This is a genomic window from Pseudoalteromonas umbrosa (assembly GCF_030125375.1).
Taxonomy (GTDB): Bacteria; Pseudomonadota; Gammaproteobacteria; order Enterobacterales; family Alteromonadaceae; genus Pseudoalteromonas; species Pseudoalteromonas umbrosa.
Genome location: NZ_JASJUU010000004.1, coordinates 454,191 through 475,137 on the forward strand (window position 1 = coordinate 454,191; position 20,947 = coordinate 475,137).

General features: G+C 41.3%; 15 protein-coding genes. 13 read left to right on the forward strand and 2 right to left on the reverse strand.

Annotated features, from left to right (window positions below; genetic code table 11):
• Positions 1–17: 17 nt before the first annotated feature.
• From QNM16_RS16690 to QNM16_RS16730, 9 genes are all read left to right on the forward strand, one after another.
• Complete coding sequence (locus tag QNM16_RS16690; RefSeq protein WP_284021557.1) at positions 18–1,238, forward strand: aminotransferase-like domain-containing protein; 1,221 nt, start codon at positions 18–20, stop codon at positions 1,236–1,238.
• Positions 1,239–1,250: 12 nt separating this feature from the next.
• A complete protein-coding gene (locus QNM16_RS16695) occupies positions 1,251–2,501 on the forward strand; it encodes an efflux RND transporter periplasmic adaptor subunit (RefSeq protein ID WP_284021558.1) in 1,251 nt (416 codons plus the stop codon).
• A 44-nt stretch (positions 2,502–2,545) separates the two neighbouring features.
• Complete coding sequence (locus tag QNM16_RS16700) at positions 2,546–3,463, forward strand: TauD/TfdA family dioxygenase (RefSeq protein ID WP_284021559.1); 918 nt, start codon at positions 2,546–2,548, stop codon at positions 3,461–3,463.
• 317 nt (positions 3,464–3,780) lie between these two features.
• Positions 3,781–5,586 (forward strand): carbamoyltransferase family protein, encoded by a 1,806-nt coding sequence (locus tag QNM16_RS16705; RefSeq protein ID WP_284021560.1) that lies wholly within the window; start codon positions 3,781–3,783, stop codon positions 5,584–5,586.
• An 11-nt stretch (positions 5,587–5,597) separates the two neighbouring features.
• Positions 5,598–7,655: a hypothetical protein gene (locus QNM16_RS16710; RefSeq protein WP_284021561.1), complete on the forward strand. Its 2,058-nt coding sequence runs from the start codon at positions 5,598–5,600 to the stop codon at positions 7,653–7,655.
• A gap of 132 nt (positions 7,656–7,787) precedes the next feature.
• Positions 7,788–8,711, forward strand: coding sequence for a glycosyltransferase family 8 protein (locus QNM16_RS16715; RefSeq protein WP_284021562.1), 924 nt, complete (start codon positions 7,788–7,790; stop codon positions 8,709–8,711).
• 251 nt (positions 8,712–8,962) lie between these two features.
• Positions 8,963–9,472 carry a P-loop NTPase family protein gene (locus QNM16_RS16720; protein WP_284021563.1) on the forward strand — a complete coding sequence of 170 codons (510 nt, stop codon included), beginning with the start codon at positions 8,963–8,965 and terminating at the stop codon, positions 9,470–9,472.
• Between the two features lie 199 nt (positions 9,473–9,671).
• Positions 9,672–10,697 (forward strand): cytochrome-c peroxidase, encoded by a 1,026-nt coding sequence (locus QNM16_RS16725; RefSeq protein ID WP_284021564.1) that lies wholly within the window; start codon positions 9,672–9,674, stop codon positions 10,695–10,697.
• Positions 10,698–10,717: 20 nt separating this feature from the next.
• The gene (locus QNM16_RS16730) at positions 10,718–13,051 is read left to right on the forward strand and encodes a response regulator (RefSeq protein ID WP_284021565.1); all 2,334 of its coding nucleotides are present in this window, start codon (positions 10,718–10,720) and stop codon (positions 13,049–13,051) included.
• A gap of 44 nt (positions 13,052–13,095) precedes the next feature.
• On the opposite strand, the gene QNM16_RS16735 is transcribed toward QNM16_RS16730, so the two are convergent.
• Together QNM16_RS16735 and QNM16_RS16740 are read right to left on the reverse strand one after the other, a co-directional pair.
• On the reverse strand, positions 13,096–13,971 hold the full coding sequence (locus QNM16_RS16735) for an SDR family oxidoreductase (RefSeq protein WP_284021566.1): 876 nt from the start codon (positions 13,969–13,971) through the stop codon (positions 13,096–13,098).
• Positions 13,972–14,262: 291 nt separating this feature from the next.
• Positions 14,263–15,108 carry a type 1 glutamine amidotransferase domain-containing protein gene (locus tag QNM16_RS16740; RefSeq protein ID WP_284021567.1) on the reverse strand — a complete coding sequence of 282 codons (846 nt, stop codon included), beginning with the start codon at positions 15,106–15,108 and terminating at the stop codon, positions 14,263–14,265.
• A 123-nt stretch (positions 15,109–15,231) separates the two neighbouring features.
• Here QNM16_RS16740 and QNM16_RS16745 point away from each other — a divergent pair, with 123 nt between their 5' ends.
• The 4 genes from QNM16_RS16745 to QNM16_RS16760 all read left to right on the forward strand — a co-directional run bounded on the left by QNM16_RS16745 (position 15,232) and on the right by QNM16_RS16760 (position 20,747).
• On the forward strand, positions 15,232–16,137 hold the full coding sequence (locus tag QNM16_RS16745) for a LysR family transcriptional regulator (protein WP_284021568.1): 906 nt from the start codon (positions 15,232–15,234) through the stop codon (positions 16,135–16,137).
• A gap of 101 nt (positions 16,138–16,238) precedes the next feature.
• Positions 16,239–16,796 carry a hypothetical protein gene (locus tag QNM16_RS16750; RefSeq protein ID WP_284021569.1) on the forward strand — a complete coding sequence of 186 codons (558 nt, stop codon included), beginning with the start codon at positions 16,239–16,241 and terminating at the stop codon, positions 16,794–16,796.
• A 238-nt stretch (positions 16,797–17,034) separates the two neighbouring features.
• The gene (locus QNM16_RS16755) at positions 17,035–19,452 is read left to right on the forward strand and encodes an ATP-binding protein (RefSeq protein WP_284021570.1); all 2,418 of its coding nucleotides are present in this window, start codon (positions 17,035–17,037) and stop codon (positions 19,450–19,452) included.
• A 107-nt stretch (positions 19,453–19,559) separates the two neighbouring features.
• Positions 19,560–20,747, forward strand: coding sequence for an RNA polymerase sigma factor (locus tag QNM16_RS16760; RefSeq protein ID WP_284021571.1), 1,188 nt, complete (start codon positions 19,560–19,562; stop codon positions 20,745–20,747).
• The last annotated feature ends 200 nt before the right edge of the window (positions 20,748–20,947 follow it).

The window sequence follows — 20,947 nt, forward strand, 5'->3', positions numbered from 1 at the left end:
AATCAAGAGTTGAATAAATGAATCAAACAAATGTGATGCAGTTTTTAAACGAGGTCTCAGCTAAGTACCCGCAAGCAATTTCATTTGCTGCGGGTCAGCCTAGTCCTGAGTTTTATCAGAATGAGTCTTGGGCTAACTTTATAAAAGTGTATGAGGATGCGTCGCCATTATCTTCGTCACTGTTGTATCGTTATGCTTCTAGCTCAGGCTTGATAAATCATGAAATCGCGCAGTTTTTGCGAAATGACGAAGGCTTTAGTGTTGCAGAGCAAAATATCACTTTGACCAATGGCAGCCAAGAAGCAATTAACTTAGTTGTAATGAAAGAGGTGCGTAATGACAACGAGTGCGTCGTTGCCATAGAGCCTTTTTATATCGGTGTAAAAGAGGTGTTGGAAGGCCAGCAAAAGCGCTTAGTTACTTTGGACTTTGCTAAGTTGTGCCAAGGGGGGGATCTATCATGTGAGGCATTTGAACAAGCTCTGCAAGAGATTCAATCTCAAGGGATATCGATTAAGTTAGTATATATTAATCCTGACTTCAATAACCCGTTAGGTTTTTGCATGTCAGAGTCAACACGTCAGTCTTTGATCAAATTGGCTGTAAAGTATCATTTTAAAATATTAGAAGATAACCCATATAGCCACTTTTGTTATCAGGGAAAGCGGCTGCCGAGTATTTATGCTCTAGATAACCAAGGCGTTACTTATCACTTGGGGTCATTTTCCAAGATTTTTTGTCCAGGTCTACGTGTTGGGTATTTAGTTGAGCCAGCAACAAAAGACCACGGTGAGAGGCGAATAAGTGATTATAAAAGCGCAACGTCCATCAATACATGTGCGTTAGCTCAGGCTGTTATTGGTGGGTTTTTGATCCAAAATGATTACAGTTTTAAAGCACGTATGGCTGAAATTAATCAGCACTATGGCGCTAGAAAAGTGGCGCTAGTAGAAGCTGTTAAACAGTCTTTATCACCACTTGGCGTAAAACTATATGAAGAAGTCTCAGGCGGTTTTTTCCAAACGCTAGAGCTACCTTTTGAAGCCGACTTTGAGTGGGTGGAAAAGTCAGCAGCGCAATATGGTGTCATTGTTATGCCCGTTTCTTTTTTCTGTGTAAACAGCACGAAGTGGAAGCGTTTCGTTAGATTATCTTTTAGTTATGCAGATGAAACAACGATTAAAGAGGGCATTTCTAGGTTGGCTAAATCGATAGAGTCTCAGTGTTCAATTGTGTAAAAGGACAATTTGATGGATATAAAAGTAGAAAAAAAACCGCGTCCGATATTTAAAAATAAAGCGTTAGTATCGGTCGTTGTTTTGCTTGTTTTACTACTAATTTACAGGTTCGGATTTGTACAAGAAGGGGAGAGCTTAAGTAAGGACAGTCTAATTATTGCACCAATCGCTAAAGGTGACTTGGAAATTTCAGTTGATGGTTATGGGCAGTTGCGATCTAAGACACAGAGATTGATCACTTCGTTGACGACTGCAACAGTTAGTGAAGTCATTCTAAAGCCTGGCGCTATAGTAAAGCCTGACAGCGTCATTGCTGTATTGTCTAACCCTGAATTAGAACTTGAGGTAAGAAATGCGCGCTATCAATTAGTCCGATTGGAAACAAACTTCAAGCAAAAGCAACTTGAACAAGAAAAAGAGCTATTGAATGAACATGTCGCTTTGGATAACTTGATTGCAGAGCACGAGTCGGTTAGCAAAGTATTAGCGGCCCAATTTGAGCTGAACGCAAAAGGCATTATTTCTTCATTATCTTATGAAGAAACGAAGTTACGAGTCGATAAACTGGCTAGAGAAATTGATTCCAAGAAATCACAAATCGGTCAATTGGAACGTATTTTTAAAATTACGGATGAAGTAAATCAACAGGAAATCTCCCAGCAAAATGAGCTCTTAGAACTGACAGAGCAGCGCTTTCAAAGCCTGAAGGTAAAGGCTGGTTTTGATGGCGTACTGCAACGGCTTTCAATTGAGATTGGACAAAACTTATCAATTGGTCAAGAAATTGCGTTAGTGGGGAGTGATAAAGATTTAATTGCGTTAATTCAAGTACCTCAAGGAAAAGTACAGCAAGTGAAGTTAGGAATGGAGGCCATTATTGATACCCGAATGGATGAAATTAAAGGTGAAGTTGCTCGGATAGATCCGATAGTGGAGGACAATACTGTTGAGGTTGAAATTCGCTTGTCCGGTGATATGCCGCAAAGCGCGAGACCTGAATTAAGTGTGGATGGAACGATCATCGTTGGCAAGCTGAAAGACGTTTACTACGTGAGAAGACCTGCAAATGCTGTTACAGGTCAAACTAAAGCAATATATAGGTTAAATGCGAATTCAGATCAGGCCACTTTGGTTGATATTGAGTTCGGTATGACTTCAGGCGAGTTTATAGAAGTACGAGGTGGCGTGAATCATAATCAGTCGATCATCATTTCTGATTTACCTTCGTATGTTGAAAACAAAGCAGTGCTCAATATTCACTGATGTAAAGAGTGTCGTTCAGTGAATGAATGGAAGATGAAAAGCATATGATAAAAATAATAGAAGTAAAAAAAGAAGGTGACATAGTTAGTAGCATGTTGGCCCAGCGCGATGATATTGAGCGCGCAATTTCGGAGCATGGGGCTGTGATATTGAGAGGTTTGAATGTTAGAAGTAGTAAGCAATTTGGCAATTTAATGGAAGGCTACTTTGACAGCCCGTTATTGAGTTACCATTATCGCTCCACGCCGCGAACTGAGCTAAAAGCAAATGTGTATACTTCAACAGAGTATCCGCCAGATCAGCATATTCCTCAGCATAATGAAAATGCATATACCAATGAATGGCCTTTATTTTTAGGGTTCTTCTGCCTTGTAGAACCTAAAGAGGGGGGAGCAACACCTGTGTGCAATAGCCATAGTGTTTATAATGCATTATCTGAGGAGCTGATAAACAAATTTGAGAGTAAACAACTTAAATATGTGCGTAACTATTCGGACATAGACCTAAGTTGGCAAGTTTCCTTTCAAACAGAAGATAAGCAAGAGGTTGAGGCGATTTGCAAGCAAAGAAACATTGATTTTGAATGGATAACAGACAGCCACTTGAGAACATCACAGACATTACCTGCAACACAAGTTCACCCTGTATCAGGGAAAAAAGTCTGGTTTAATCAAGCGCACTTGTTTCACTTTAGTAGTTTACCTACAGACGTACAAGAAGCACTGGCTGCGCAAATGTCGTCAGATATGTACCCTAGAAATGTATTTTTTGCTGATGGTAGCGAAATACCTACAGAGGATTTGCGCTTTATTCGCGAGGTATATGAACAACATACTGTTTTTGAACCTTGGCAAAAAGGAGACGTTATGTTGGTAGATAATATGCTGTGCACACATGGCAGGCAGCCATATTCAGGAGCTCGAAAAGTGCTAGTAGGAATGACTCGTCCTCACTCAAACTAAAGACAAAATCCCCCTTTTAAGCACCATAAAGATGCCTTACTTCTGTGAAGGGGTGAGGCATTATCCATTTTAATCACGCTAATTCAACCATTCCAAGTTGAATTCGAGCATTGTTATATATGGGTTTTATGCAATACCTGTCATATTTTTCGGGCAGTCATCTAAGTATGGTTATGAGAGTATAGTAAATATACAGCAGACCCCTAGCTCGCCTTTTCAGATAGGTGAATCATTCACCGGGCCGACTAATTCGTTAATGGCGCTTAGATAAGCGACATTTAAAATCAATATAAAAAATCAATATAAAAAGAAGCATTATGGATAACAAAAATCAATTTAAGCCCAGTAATGTGATAGTGGGAATATCCTTTGGGTATCACGACTCTTCATGTTGCATTATGAAAGATGGAGAGCTCGTTGCCGCAGTTCAAGAGGAGCGCTTCAGTCGAGTAAAAAATGATAAGTCATTTCCTCAGCAAAGTTTGAGATATTGTTTGGAAGTTGCTCAGGTCACGTTAGATCAAGTTGACTGCATCGCATATTATGAATGCCCCGAAAAAAAATTATCAAGACAAATTTGGATGGGTATCCAAAAAGGTGCTAGTGCACATTACAAAGCGAAAGTAGCTGCGCAATTAACTCAACCGTCACCTATGGATATCATCAGGCAAAAGACAGGGTACAGCGGCGACATTGAAATTGTTGAGCATCACTTATCTCATGCTGCAAGTACATTTTACTTCTCTGGATTTGACGAGGCTGCTGTACTTACTGTCGATGGTGTTGGTGAGTGGTCAACAACTTCTTATGGTAAGGGAGCGCATAGTAAGCTTGAATTATTTGAAGAGGTGAGTTTCCCAGACTCTATCGGCCTGTTATACAGTACTGTGACTAGTTACCTTGGCTTTAAGGTGAATAGTGGTGAGTACAAGGTGATGGGGTTAGCACCTTATGGTAAGCCCAGATATGCCAAGCAGATAAGGCAATTGATTGAGCTTAAGGATAAAGGGCAGTTCGCGCTAAATATGAAATACTTTGCATTTTTACAGCAAGAATGCATGTATTCAGAAGAGTTGATTAAGTTATTTAATACACCGGCTCGTGAACCTGAAAGTGCCATATTGCAATTCCACAAAGACATTGCAAAGAGCCTCCAAGTTGTACTAGAAGAAATCTTGTTGGAAAAAGTGCGGTATTTACATGAACAAGTGCCCAGCAAAAACTTGTGTATGGCAGGTGGTGTAGCTCTAAACTGTGTCGCAAATGGACGTATAAAAAGAGAGGGGCCGTTTGAAAACCTCTTTGTACAGCCTGCGTCAGGAGACGCTGGTACTAGCTTGGGTGCTGCTGCAGTGGTATATCAGAGGAGAACATCAAAGCGTCCAAGCAGTGAGAAGCTAAAGAGCGTGCTACTTGGTCCAGAATACGACTCGACATATATCAAGAATTTATTAGTCAGCTCTAATGCGACATTTGAAGACTTTAGTGGTAATGAAGAAGGGTTACTCAATTATGTAGCGACTCAGCTGGCTGATGGGAAAGTAATCGGTTGGTTCCAAGGGCGTATGGAGTTTGGTCCTCGCTCACTGGGCGCGCGCTCAATTCTTGCTGACCCTAGAGGTGAGGAGATGCGCGATAAGATAAATGCTTTAGTGAAGAAAAGGGAATCGTTTAGACCATTTGCGCCAGCGATTATGGAAGATAAAGTTGCTCCTCATTTTGATCTTGATACAGACTCGCCATTTATGTTGGAGACATGTCAGGTAAAGTCCTCTTTATATTTACCAGCAATCACTCATGTTGATAATTCTGCTCGTGTACAGACTGTAAATCCTAATTATGAAAATAGATTTTATAAGTTATTAAGCCATTTTAACCGCATTACAGATTGTCCAATTCTATTGAATACCTCGTTTAATGTTAGAGGAGAGCCTATTGTATGTAGTCCGCTGGATGCGATTATGTGCTTTGTACGTGCCGAAATCGACTTTTTAGTCTTGGAGGACTTTGTATTGTCGCAAGAGATGGTACCTGAACTCTGGAAAGTGGGTGTTTTGAACACTCCTATTAGCAAACAGTCTGATGAGAAATCAATTGGGCATGCAGTTTATTCATTCATGTAAAGGGCAGTACGATGACTATGATTAACCAATATCGAAAATTAGCTGATGAATTAGCACGTGATGTTTCTTCACAAAATGGCAGCGGCTTAGTTAAACAATTGATTCAAACTGGCTTGCTACAGGTACCGACACAAGCTGTGAATAATCTCAATCGAATACAAACTGAAGACAGAGTCGGGATCTGGAAAATAAATGCTGAGAATGAAGAGTATGTTCGAGACCAAAGTACTTCCAAAGATTGGCCTTTTTGGTCTGCGCTAGCGGGTTTTAAGAAGCAAAAAACGGGTAAACGGTTTTTATTTTTAGGGGAATCAGTTGCTCGAGGTATGTTTTATGATCCGATTTACACACCAGCTAAGGTTCTAGAGTCTTTGTTAAATACGCAGCTAGATGAAGATGTGGAAGTATTGGATTTTGCAAAAACAAATGCTTCTTTTGAAACACTTGTTGAAGTTGCTCAAGGGGCCAAATGTTTAGATGCTGACGGAGTTATTATTTTTGCAGGTAATAACTGGTTAAAAGGCGAGGGTTACCTTAAGTCTTTCGAGGATGCTCTAGCATTATCGAGTGAGTATAAAGAGCAAGGGCCTGCAGCGATTAAAGACGCAATTGAGAGAGGTATTGCGAAAAATATTGAAAGCTTAGTGGATACGCTAGAGGAAACATTCACTTCACAGGGAGTACCACTGTACTGGGTATTACCTGAATTTAATTTAACCGGTTGGAAAGAAATCACGCAATATCCACCGTCAAGCATAGCGAGTACTGACCAGCCTTTATGGCATGAGCTGCGTGATGAGGCCATGCAACTTATAGAGCAAGGACAGTTTGAAGCAAGCTTAGATGTTATTAAAAAAATGGAACAGGGTGATGGTGGTCTCGCTGCGCAAACTCAATACATAGCGGCGCAAGCCTATAAACAGATTGGCGATGATAAAGCATATAAAGAAGCACTAGAGCGTGCACGAGATGCGGTTTTACTTAATACACAAATGCGCTTAGTGCCCCGAATTACCAATCATATTAAGCAGACATTAACCACAGAGTTATCCAGAGTTGAGGCTCATATTATTGATTTGGCTAAAGTGTTTAATGATTCACTTGACTTACCAGTAGCTGGGAACGAAGTTTTCTTAGACTATTGCCACTTGAGTAGTACAGGGATAAGAGTCTCGATGGCCGCACTGGCGCAACGGATCAGCCATCAAGTACAAGGTGATGATGTCCATATAGCGTTTGAATCCGCTTTAGCCCCTTGTGCAGATACTGAGTCATCAGCGCATTTACTTGCGGCTATACATAATGCCCATTGGGGTCAAGATATTGACTGTGTCGAGTACTATTGTAAAAAAGCAGTTCAATATAATGCTTCAATCGTCGACACAATGACAATGTTAATGGAAGTACAAAATGTGAACGTACCAACGTGGATGAATAAGCCCACGAGTGAGCTTTTGGAAAAGGCGTGTACACAGATCCAGCGTTATATTACATCCATGGAATTTAAATGTTTGGATACAACGTTATGCGATGGTTTTGTAAAGGCGGCCCAAGAAGTTGGACAAGACATTTCTGCACAGCTGCTGGAACTTCAGATCCAGCAACATGCTGTTGAAGTAAAAGGTCAGCATGATTTACTTGATCCGTATTATCATGTGGATGCATTTTGTAACACTCAAATGGTAGAGGGAGTATCAAAATTTGATTATTACAATGCCCTGTCCCCAGTGAGCGAATTTGACTTTGTGTCAAAAGGAGAGCGCCACCTTTCATTAAATATAACTTGTAGCTCTAAGTTGGCGAATAAAGGTGTAACTGCAGCTGTTCAAGTCAAGGTGAATGGAGAGTCAGTTGGCAAGATAGAGGTTGGCCAGACTTGGAGCACTGCACAGTTAGACATCGATGCAATGTATATAAGGTCTGGTGTTAACCGCTTAACATTGGAATGGCCAGAAGAACATCGTATCAATACAGGTGTGATTGAAGATAATTGCGCCATGCTCCAAGCTAGGCAGTTGCCTATACTATCGCCAGTTTTTGGAGAGATATATAGTATGACTTTAGCTTGATAGCTCTTTAGAACTAATACGGCTTAACTGAAACAGGGATGTTACTCTAGGTTGAGTTTATGAACTTATTTAGAAATCAAAATAATAAAAAATCAATAAATAATGTCTATAAATTAAATGGAGGAATCAACTATGCCTTGTGATGGTATAGAAAAAAATGTTGTATTTTGTATTACTGAATTGTTTGTTAAACCTGCTGCAATATCAATTTACTCACTGGTTTCCAATAACCCAGGTTATACAGTTAATTTATTTAAAGTAGGAAGCTTTTGCACAGAAAATTTGAAACTGTTATGTGAAAAATACGGCTGTCAATTTCGAGAGTTTGAAATCGAAATTGAAAACGATTTAAAAGGCTCGGCAAGGTGGCCTGTCGTTGTGTATGCAAGGCTATTTATTCCTAGATATATCAAGTCCGGTAGAGCACTTTATATGGACTCAGATACCATTATTGATGGTAGTTTAGATGAATTGTTTGAACTTGATATGGGTGAATATGAGTTAGGTGCTGTAGGAACTGTTGATACACATAAATACTCCAAGGTGCTAAAAAAACGCTTTGAATTAAGTAATTATTTTAACGCAGGCGTGCTTCTTATGGACTGTGATAAGTTGTCTGTTTCTAAAAAGCTCGATAAAGCACTGGAATTAGCAAAGTTAAACAATAAAGGGGAGTTGTTGTATCAAGATCAGGATGCTTTAAATCTTGCATTTGGCAATGAATGGCTAAATTTAGATGAAAAATATAATCATCTTGGACTAAGTAATAAACCGGCAGTTGTCTACCACTTCGCTTTCGCGAAGCCTTGGAAAGTAAGGCAAACGAAAATGGGCCTACTTTATCAAGAGTATTTAAGATCTTACCCTTTTAAGCTACCGCAGTTTTACGGTGATGTCCCAATGAATGAAAACTCTTTGTATCCGTTGCTTGCTGAACTATTCTGGCGATTACCAATTATCAAGCAATTTGATAGGTTGCTGTGGTCTAGGATTTTAAAACTGAGAGCGGATAGGCAGCAATGTAGTTTCGTTTGGAAAATTAAAACACCAAATTGAGTTTCGTTCTCAGTAATAAGTGTAATATTTATATAAACCAAGGTTGAGCTTGGTTAAGAGAGTCTATAGAGCTACTAGTCAAAATTGGTAGCTCTTTTTTTTGCCTATTTTTTGTTTGATGTGTTGTTTTTTTGAACTTTTCTCGTTATTTAAAATGAGATATTTAATTTTTTTGACGATTTCATTAATTTTTAATTTCAGTATCTCAATTCGATTAATCAAGGAATTTTTCATAACAGGAAAGTTATAACATGTGCAAAATTACTATCATTGGAAATAGCGGTTCAGGTAAGTCGACCTTAGCATTGAAACTCGGAAGGATACATGATTTACCGGTTCACCATCTAGATTTGTTGGTGAGTAAAGGTGAGTGGAGTTTAGTGCCTGAGGCAGAGTTTAATATGACACATCAAGCACTGTTAAAAGAACCTAAATGGATCATTGAGGGGATGGGTTATGAATCTACTTTTGATAATAGGTTTAGCCAGTCTGACTTAATTATTTTTATTGACTTTAATATATTAGTTCATATTTGGTGGGTGATAAAAAGAAGTATGTTAGCGCTATTTCAAGCCCAAGCTGGTTGGAGAGGAAGACGATTGCTAATCACGAAATTACCCAAAATGTTGATATTTGTGTTGCGAACACACAACAATACCAGAGCGATGATACAGCATAGGTTGAGCAACTATGTGAGCCAAAAAGTTATTCGTTTAGCAAACCCCAAAGCCCTAAATGATTTTAGTTTAGATAAAATTTAGGGAGGAAACTGATTTAGACACATTATCATTCACCATATCAAAAGCGAGATTAGCTGATTGCACTAGTGTAAGGCGAAGTAAGTCGTGGCTGAGCGCATCACAATAGGCGTGGACGAACTAATTTAAAAGTCATTTTATAAAGTGCTGTCTATACTGTAGTGAGTCATTTTCGAACTAAGGTGCTTTCAAGGATGCGTTTATGAGTAGTAGATATGTGGTGTTTGTGACTATGTGTTTGCTCGCTATAGGTGTTGTGCTTATCGCACAATTTAAAGCTTCACAACAGTATCAATGGCAGCAAGATGAGGCGAATCACTCGACTGAAATTGTTTATCAATCGCGCAAAGTCGATGCCCCTATTCAGCCCTTACCAGTGGTAAAAGAGTATGATGTCGCATGGGCGCAATTAGGAAAAGCCTTATTCAAAAGTCCCTTGCTCTCATCCGATAACACAGTCTCTTGTGCATCATGTCATGACCTTTACAATGGCGGGGATGACGGCTTTCCTGTCTCGGTCGGTATTAAACAGCAACTCGGCACACGTAATTCTCCTACTGTGATCAACTCTGTACTCAACTTTAGGCAATTTTGGGATGGACGCAGCCCAAATTTAGAGTCTCAAACCCCAGAACCTATCCATAATCCGATGGAAATGGGTACTAACTGGCAAGAGGTGATAAAAAAACTCAGTGACCAACCGGGATTTGTAAAAAGTTTCAATGCGGTTTCAAGCGATGGGATCACAGTAGACAATATTATTAAAGCCTTAGTCGCGTTCGAGGCGTCTCTTATTTCTCAAAATAGCCCAATTGATGACTTTTTGCTTGGCAACCGCAGTGCTTTGACGCTTCAGCAACAGCGGGGGTATGACAAGTTTGTATCATACGGCTGCGTTACTTGCCATCAAGGGCGAAATATAGGTGGGAACTTATATCAAAAAGTGGGGCGTCTAGATAAAGTGCCGACCCAGTTGCTCGATGACCTCGGGCGCTATGAGTTGACACAAAACCCGCAAGATAAGTACGTATTTAAAGTGCCCAGTTTACGCAATGTCGCGTTGACTGCACCCTATTTTCATAATGGCTCGGTTGACAGTTTGTCTGATGCGATCCGCATTATGGCAAGGGGTCAATTGGGTTTGGATTTAAGTGATGGGGATGTTGCGGATATTGAAGCGTTGCTGCAATCATTTTCAGGTGAGTTGCCGAGGTCTTTAGCCGAGTGAAATATTTAATAGAAGGATGTTTGCTAGTACTTATTTGGATGTTTGGCGATCAAGCTATTGATGCTTATTTTATGAGTGCGCACCATCAGCAAGAGCTTAAGTTGAAAAGGCAGCTTCAAGGTATTGCGACTGAGCTGTCTTTGGAGACTTTTTCTGCAATGGATCGCAATGTCTATCACTTTGATAGACATGCACAAAAGCAGTTAGAGTTTGAACGCGTGATCAACGAGCTCACGCTTAATTCAAGATTAAATAACGAGCTTAAATCATCACTCGATGAATTTAAAAATACCATAGATACTTATATGCAATTGGCATCTATGTTGAAAACATCATATCGATATATTGCCCAACTTGAACTAGCAAAAGATGAGTTTGATGCAGATACACAAGCGTTAATCAGCAGCAGTGTTGCTCTGGTCTCTAATCTACATGTCACCAACTCTGTGTCTGTGGTCGAGCGCGTTAATCATCAGCTATTGATGTTGGTATCTCAGCTCAAGCAAATAGAGTCTCAAGCGCCTAAATTGAGAGTGCTGCGGCTACATATTGAGTTTGTGTTGGAAAATGCACTGAAAGCATCAAATTTACTTGTGCCCATTCAGCAAAGCGATATTGCGATGGTTATCTCGCGTGATATCAATGGTGTCTCTCAGTCAATTGATGCTGTTAAGTGGCAAATGATGCGTGCCATTTTATTACTTATTTGTGTGATTTTTTTATTGATTATTCTTGCACTCGCTCGCTTGTTAGTTGACTTAAAACAAGCGAATTTAATGGCGAATCAGGCTGCAGAAACGAAATCTCTATTTGTGTCTAACATGTCCCATGAAATTCGTACGCCAATGAATGGCATTTTGGGCCTAACAGATATTTTACTCTCAACAGAGCTGACGGGCGTGCAGCGCAACTACCTTGAGAAGGTACGCTTCTCAGCCAATGCGCTGACCACCATCATTAATGACATTTTGGACTTTTCTAAAATAGAGTCTAAAAAGCTGCATATTGAACATGTGCCGTTTCAATTTGAGGACTTGCTGGATAATTTACGTTCTTTAATTACCCCACTAGCCAATACTAAAGGTGTGAAACTGGTTTTTGATTTAGACCCAACACTCAGCAAACAGTATATTGGTGATCCGGTTAGGATTAATCAAATTATGCTGAACTTTGCGTCGAATGCTGTCAAATTCACTGAAGAGGGAACCATTACACTCAGGGTAAAGCAACAGCAGCAAGAAGGGGGTAAGGTCTGGGTATTGGTCACCATTGAAGATACTGGTATTGGTATTGAGGCAGATAAAGTGGAGCAGTTATTTGAGCGTTTTACACAAGCTGAGTCGTCGACCACACGCAAATATGGTGGCACTGGGCTTGGATTGACCATTTGCAAGCTGCTTACAGAGTTAATGGGAGGGGAAATTCTAGTACACAGTGAGTTGGGTAAAGGGTCTCAATTCTCGGTGAACCTGCCTCTTGAGCTTATGACCGGTCCTCAAGCAGAGATTGAGCATCAGATGTTATCTGGCTCAATTTTAATTGTTGAAGATGACCCTATCTATTTAGAGATAAGTCAAAATATTGCACACTCGATAGGGCTGAAAGTGACTGGTGTGACGACCGGACAAGATGCGCAATCCATATTAACAGAGCAGACATTTGATACTTTGTTAGTCGATTGGGTTTTACCTGATTGTGAAGCCAATGAACTGCTAAATAAGCTCAGTGAGCAAAACAACTTGCCTAAAAAAGTCGTGATTTATACAGCCCATACCAGAGAGAGTATTGAAACTGAGTCGGGCTTTCCGATCTTATACAAGCCGCTATTAAAAAGAGATTTGATTGAGGCGCTGACAACGGAAACGACTACATCACAGCCTAAAAAGCAGCCAAAACAAGTAAACCCTGAAGTCACAGATAAGCAGAAAGGTAAAAAGTCCCAAGATGTGAGCTCGGATGTGCTGCAAGGTAACAGCATGCGAGTACTGCTGGTTGAAGACAATGAAATCAACAGGATCGTTGCGCTTAAGCTATTGGGACGTATTACAGGTGTTGAGGTTGAAGTCGCAAAAGATGGTCAAGCGGCGGTGAATACAATCACAAAGCAGCAAGGGCGTTTTGATATTGTATTCATGGACATTCAGATGCCAGTCATGGACGGGGTTGAAGCGACCAAACGCATACGTGAAAAATATACTGCGGAGCAACTAAAAATTGTCGCGCTTACGGCAAATGTTATGCAATCTGAAGTGGACAAATACCTAGCAATTGGCATGAATGGTCATTTGGGTAAGCCATTTAAAATGGATGAGCTAGAAGCGGTGTTTAAACATCATATGACAGAGTTAAATTAATAACTAGACCTCGTAGCCAGGGGGGCTACGAGGATGGTTGGGATTTAGTTTTGCTTTAATGTTAGCAGGTGGTCCATATCATATAGTTTATAAATATGTTGCATCGCCGCTTCTCTTGCTTGATTGGTTGCTTCAATGACCGGGTTAAGTCCTGAGCCATCCACTGTGGTTCTAAACGGACGCTCCGCTGCTGGTGTCTTCAATAATTCAAGTACTGCGTCGGCAACCATTTGTGGATTAGGAGCAGTATCCGCATCGTGTCCGGCTTCAGTACCTGCCCACATTTGCTCAGGAGCATCGGCAAACTCACCATAGCTTTGTGTGACTGCTTTATCACTTGAGCGCAATAGATTTGCGCCAAAGTCAGTACCAAAACCACCTGGCTGTACAATAAGAGATTGGATACCGAATTGAGAAAGCTCTACTCTGTAGTTCTCAGCTAATCCTTCCACGGCGTGTTTGGTGGCATTGTAAGAGCCCAAAAATGGCAATACAAACTGACCCAGAATACTTGATACTTGAATAAGTGTACCGCTACCACGCTGTTTCATGTGCCCTAATATCGCACGTGTCATGCGCTGGACGCCAAATACATTGATGTCGAATACTTTTTTGAAGTCATCAATATCAAAGCTTTCTTGCCAGCCTAATGTGCCCACGCCGGCGTTATTAATCACAACATCAATATGTCCGGCTTGTTCGATGGCTAAAGCGACGCCGTCAGTCACGCTTTTATCATCGGTGACGTCAATGTCGATAACCATGATGCCGTTGGCTTTAAGCTCGTTGGCAATCGATGCATTACGCCCTTGAGGGTCACGCATTGTTCCGACCACTTTAAAACCTTGGCGAACAAGGGTGTTTGCGATCAGGTATCCAAAACCACTGTTAGAACCGGTAACTAAAACAGACTGTGTCATATCTTTACTCCAAAATTAGCTCTCTGTTGAATTGCGTTTAGATTATCGGTGTTAGGGTTATTAATAAAATTAATTGCTTTTATTTAGGTATTAGTAATATTAATTCACAGTGGGTAAGCCAAGTGTGTCGGGTATGCATATGGGGTTTAATTTAATCAAAATTGCAAAGTGATTGATTGCAGTTGATGTAAGAGAGCTACATGCCATCGAGTACATAGGTTTTGGAAGTGGTGGCGTGTACAGTAGAAACAAAAAAAGCGTGCCGAGGCACGCTTTATCTTAAAAGAGCGGTTATTGCTCAAGTTGTTTTAGTAAGGCTTTTGCGACACCGACAGAAGACTTGTTGTTTTGACCTGTAATGAGCTCGCGGTCAACAACAATATGTGGATGCCAATCTTGTTCACCGCGAGAGTATTTACCGCCCGCTTTAGTTAAGGCATCCTGCGGCCAATAGTGTAGTTCATCGCCACCTAGGTAATATTTCGTTGCGACAGTCTCTTCTGAGTTACTAAACGTGGTCATTTGATAGTCTGCATACACCCAGCCCTGTGCAGGCTTAGCATCTTTGTTTTGCTTCATCTGTGTTTCAAACTCTGCTGCATTAGGCAATGCGGAGAGCAGCGCTACTGGGCCATGGCAAACTAACCCTGTCGGTTTTTTCTCTGAGTTAAAATGTTTTAAGAATTCACCTAACTGTGGATTGGCAACCAGATCTCCCAGCGGCGCATGCCCACCCGGTACAAATACGGCATCAAATTGCTCGATACCAATTTGCTCAATACGAGAGAAGCTCACCACAGGGCTGTGTGACTTATCATCGATCATCAGTTGATTGAATAACGCTTTATGCGCAGTGTAGTTTGCTTTGCTGGTATCTAAAAAGTGATCGGCGGTATCAGACACTGGGTCTAGTCTAGGGGCCATGCCTTTTGGCGAGGCAAAGGTTAAAGTATGGCCTGCTTCTAAAAATAGTTTAACAGGCTCCATTAGCTCATTGAGGTACACACCCGTTTTGTATTCGGTGCCATTTTTGAGGGTCATTTGTGCGGTATCTGACATCACAACTAAGATGTCATCAGCCAGCGCGATTGGGCTTAAAGTCAAAGTGCCAAGTGCCAGTAGTGTTTTTAATTTCATGATGCTTCCTATTTTTGAAACTGTGTATTCATTTGATGTCACACAGCTTATGAATTTACTCTTCATTAATGAAATTAATTGACATAATATAGTCATGAGTATGATTAATAGTTGAGTGGTGGTATGGCTAATATTTCAGATATCGAATTGAATCAACTCAGATTGTTACAGATTATATTCGAGACAAAAAACTTAACTCGAGCAGGCGAAAGAGCGGGGCTGACACAGTCAGCGGTGAGTCATACACTCAAAAAGCTGCGCCATAGTTTTAATGATTCGCTGGTGATCCGCCAAGGTAATCAGTTAGTCATGACGCCTCGTGCAGAGACATTAAAGCCGCAACTTAATCGTTGGTTGAATGATTTTGAAAAGAATATTCTCTTTCAAGAGCAGTTTGAACCGACAACATCGACACGAACATTTTATATCGCGACGAGCGACCTTGTAGAGCAAGCCTTGTCAGCGTTATTGATCACCCACTTAGCTAAGGTTGCACCTCAAGTGCGGGTTGTGTTCACCAAATTGGATAAACGCGGGTTGGCCAGTCAAATTGAAAGTGGTGAAGTAGACTTTTCAATTAGCGTAGTTGAGTCCAGCCATCCGAGCTTGATGGTGACAACCTTATATCGCGATGATTTTGTCTCAGTGGTAAAAAATGACCATCCAATATTGGCAAACCCGCAGGATATTAAGCAGTTTTGCCATTACCCTCATTTGCTCGCAGGCACTGGCAAAGACATTCGAGGCATGGTGGATGATGCGTTAAATGAGCATGGTCTCTCACGAACTGTACAGTACAAGGTCGCTAATTTCTCAAGTGCGCCATATATCGTTGAGCAAAGTGATGCCATTTTTACTGCGCCAAGGCGTTTTCTAGATGCGATAAGCAAGCAATTTAAAATATCTCAATTCGAAACACCGGTACCTATTAAAAGTTATGCTATGAAAGTGTACTGGCATATTAAAAATAAAGATGAACAGGCGATTAAGTGGTTTCGCGAACAGCTAGTGGCAGTGGCCAGAACATAGTGATTAATTTGATTGGTCGGGTTTGTGCTGTGGCTAGACGCAATTAGCTGTATATACACTGTGGTTGATTTATTATCGGTGTGAAAATAAACAAGGAGAGCATGATGCGCGCACTGTCTTTTTTGAGTGGTTTGTTACTGGTAGGTTGCTCCGGTATGCAAGCTGCCCCTTCTTTTGATGCTAACAATTGGCGCTATGCGACCGACCCCCATGGCAGCCAAGTGATTTTGGATGAGCCTCTTGTACAGGATGACCGAGTTAAAATTGGCTTTGATCGTGTCCCAAGAGTTGATAAGCAAAATAACTCCTGGGTAGAACTTATTTACGATATTCCCAAGGGCAACTTGACTGATTTAACAACCATTGAGGTCACTTATCAAAGCGATAAGCCGTTAGTGATTAAGTTGTCGCAAAGTGAATATGGCGGCGATGGCGATAAAAGCTATGCTCATTATCAGGTGGTTTTGCCAAAGGCCCTTGATCCGAAAACACAGCTGGTCACCCTTGAGCAGTTTGCTCGACCAGATTGGACACCTAATTGGTCACAAGACAAAGGGATTATCACGGCTTCTGTCTCTGCATTGTATTTTGTGCCTGATTTAACGGATAAGGCGGGCGGCCGCGCTATGATGACGATCCATGGGCTAACTTTAAAATAGTGAAGGTGCCTCAACGGCATCTATTCTATACCCTAACAATGGGACTGGAAGCACTATGACTAAATGGCCACTTTTTACTTGCTCGGTGATAATGATTTAGCCAAAGAGTTACAGGATTAATTTGAAAATTGGCTAAATTTGACAATGATTAAATAAATGCACATGTGGTTAGATGGTTTATGAGTCGTTGTCGATTAAGTTTATTAGCCGCTTTGGCTTGTAAATAGATAGGGCGGTTATGGGTGTAAAATACCGCTCGACGCCATGGTTTGTGCCTGCAATATCAGCAGTCTTGGTATTATCTATATTGCTTTATTACAGCATGTTAGAGCAATCTAAGTTAATTGATAAAGAGCTCTATGAAATTAAAGAGCAGCGGGCATGGCAGGCGGCGTTTATTGCTGAGCAAATCGAGCAACGGTTGCAGTACGCCGCAGATTCATCGAGCAGGCTGGCAAGCGCCCTTCAGTCTCATTTTGAAAGTTCAGACGTTAATCCCAATCAAAAGTTCACAGATCTTATTCAACCTTATCCAGATGGCTCTATTCGTTCACGTATGGAGGGTTTTAATGGGAAAGAGCAAGCAGGAGTTTATTTACCTGTGGGCACCGACTTGTCTGCGCTGCAAACAATACGGCTGCAGGTTGCTAAACAGACGGTAGAGACGTTTGGTCAAGGGGCGCTGTCGAATCAATTCTCTGATACTTGGTTTATGAATGAAGCGGGTGGTATCGTTATTTTTTGGCCAGATGAGCCTGATTTCGTGTTTAAAGCAAAAGCGGGCTTCAGTTACAAAGGGACCCCGTGGCTTACCTCTGATGCGCCTCCAGGCACATACTGGACGCCATTAATTGAAGATCCCATCCCTGAACTTCTGATGCTATCAGCTGTCACGCCTGTTTATGTCGACGGTATTTGGTACGGCAATGTCGGTCATGACATCACACTACAAAGCTTATTAGATAATGCCAAGCTGCTAAAAGGCGCTCAGCAAAGCAGCTTTATCTTACTTAATGAAAAAAGTGACATTGTCGCGTCAGATATCACTCGTTTGGTACAAACAGAGCAAAGAGAGAGCTTTGAAGCCGTTGAGCAAGGAATTTGGTATGAGGCGTATCAAAAGCTATGGTCTCATGAGACTGCATATTTGGCTCACAAGTCACGGCTATTTACGATGTCAATTATTGAGTCAAAAGGTTGGGTATTGTTAACGTCCATGCCCTTGCAACCCGCGATTGATAAAATTGAGCAAGCCTTTATTGCAGTGCAAACAATGGCATTTATTAGTATTGCAGCAGAGGTCATTATTCTGACTTTGTTGTTTGCTTTTTTTCACCGCCGCAACAAAGCCTATGTCAAACATCTGCAAGGTATGTCGCAGACGTTATCTGATGAGAAACTGCGCTATGAAACCTTGGTTGATAAAATCCCTTCAATTGTCTATCGCTGTAAAAATGATAAGTACTGGACCATGATGTACTTGAATGGCGCGATAGAGTCTGCAACTGGGTATCTTGCCGAGGATTTTATTCAAAATAAAGCGCTTGCGTTTGCTGATATTATTTATCCAGATGATCAAGGCATGGTGTGGCAGGTGATCCAAGATGAGCTGGCAAACAGTGGTCGATTTAAAGTGATTTACCGGGTGATTCACCGTGATGGCGGTATTCGCTGGATGATAGAGCGCGGTGGTTACAGCGATAATCAGCAAAGCATTGAAGGAGTGATCACAGATATTACGGAGCTCAAGGAAGCTGAGCAGAAGTTAAAAGTCGCGAATATGACGCTAGATGAAAAAGTCGCATTGAAGACCGCAGAATTACAAGCAACCAATCAAGATTTAACGGATAAGACGGGAGCACTAGAGGCGTCATTACAGGCACTGCAGCAGACACAAAAAGAGTTAGTTGAAGCGGAAAAAATGGCATCAATGACCAGTATGGTGGTAGGTATGGCCCATGAGATCAATACGCCTCTTGGCAATATCGCTACAGCAGAATCAGTGATGCAATCGCAGCTAGCGGGACTGCTCAAGACGATTGACAATGAACAACTAAAAAAGTCGGAATTATTAAGAGTATTGGATGTCATTGAACTGAGTTTAAAATCTAATCATGCCAGCTTGGCACATCTACTTAAACTGAGTGAAAAATTTCAAGGTTTAGGCTATCGACACGAAACGGATCCAGCGACATCGCGTATATTTTCTTTGTCTGAGTTAGTCACTAGCATCATTGAAAAATATGCCGCCAAATTTGCTGATAGGCAAGTGGCATGTAGTTTGGAACTAGATCCAGGTATTATGCTGTCGGGGCCCGCTGAGGCCATGGATGAAGTGCTCAGCAAGCTGATTGAAAACTCACTTAAACATGGCTTTGTTGACATGCCTTCAGGGAATATTCGGATCAACGCACAGTTTACACAAAACAAGCGCATGATCATGCTGACGTACAGTGATAACGGCTGTGGTATTGAGCAGGCTATGGCGAGCAATATTTTTGTGCCATTTGCTGGACAAGCGCTTGGCAAGGGAAGTAGTGGGCTTGGTCTGAGCCGCGTATACAATATCATTCATCGAGAGTTTGGTGGCAAAATTGAGCTGCAAATAATGGCGCAATCAGGTACACATTTTGTTATTCAGTGTCCGGTAAAGTGAGCTTCTTACCTTTCATATTTTACTTTAAAAAATAAATCCCCAGATTTTTGTCACAGCTTTGTTCTTGGCCGTGACTTTATTTATAACGACAGTTGGAAGGAAAAGTTATGATAGAGTCAAAGGCGTACTTAACAATTTCGATGCAAGGAGAAAATGCGATGGACGTTGAAAGTCAGCTTATTAAATTGGTGGAGAGTGCAAAAGCTGGCGATAAAAAAGCGTTTTCTACTTTGGTAGAGCGGCTATCTGGTGTGGTGAGCAGCATTGCATTGGCAATCACCAAAGATGTTGCACACAGTGAAGATGTAAGTCAAAAGGTGTTTATTAAGGCATGGCATAAGCTGGGAGAGCTAAAAAGTAACGCCAGTATTTTACCTTGGATAAGACAGTTAACACGCTATACAGCCATTAACCACCTTCGCGATCAGGGGGCGGTATCACATAAGCAGGTAAGCTCGTCACAGGCCGAACTGGTTCTGCAACAGTTAGTGGATAGTGCAAGCGAGTTAGATAATCTGCTGATCAAGAAACAGCAATCAGAACTCCTGTATCACTTTTTGGAGAACTTACCTGATGACAGCAAAGAGGCCGTTTTACTCTATTATCGAGAAGGTCAAAGTACTGAGCACGTCAGTGCCTTACTGGGAGTAAGTGAAAGCACTCTAAGAAAGCGTTTGGAGCGCGCGCGTACTCAGCTTAAAAGCCAAATGATGGCGAACTATGGCAAGCTGATTTTAGCGACCGCACCAGTAGGACTGTCATCGTTAGTCTTATCCCTTGCCGTCACCTCTTCTCCTGTGGCTGCAGCGACGCTCGGTGCGGCGACACAATCTCAAGCTTCATGGTTATGGAAGCTAATGAGTATTTTCGGCGGTGCGGTGGCTGGTGGGACGATGGCTCTGCTTGCCAACGATATTAGTGCCAAAAGAGCGCTTAAACATTTTGATGACCCTGAAGTGGTGGCCAAATTGCATCGCGCTCGTAGGCTAACAAATGCATGGATTGTTGTCAGTGCGCTGCTGATGGTTTTGGCTTATCAATTTAGTGTAGGTTGGCTGTTCCCTACCTTGAGCTATTTATTTTTATTGGTTGGTGTAACTCGGTTTACTGTGATCATGGCTGTGGCAAATAAACAGAGGATCATTCAACAGGCACAAGGTGATGAGCTCGCATATAAACAACTCTCAAAGCAAAATAAATTTGGCATGTTAGGTTGGGGATTTGGCGTCATCGGTGGCACCGCCGGATTACTCTGGGGATTCGAATTGAGTGGTCGCTTTGCGCAGTGGATCTGAAGCTTTGAGTTAGCCAAATTAAATACTGCATATAAAAGCCGTTTTATTAATAAAGCGGCTTTTATTTTTTGAGTATGTTTATAATTGCTTGATACTAAATTTATTCTTGTTGAGATGTTCATTAACTCTGAGGGTATTGAGCTGGTAGCTTTAAATAAATGTTGGGTATTATGTTTATACATTTTCAATGAGCTCGATTT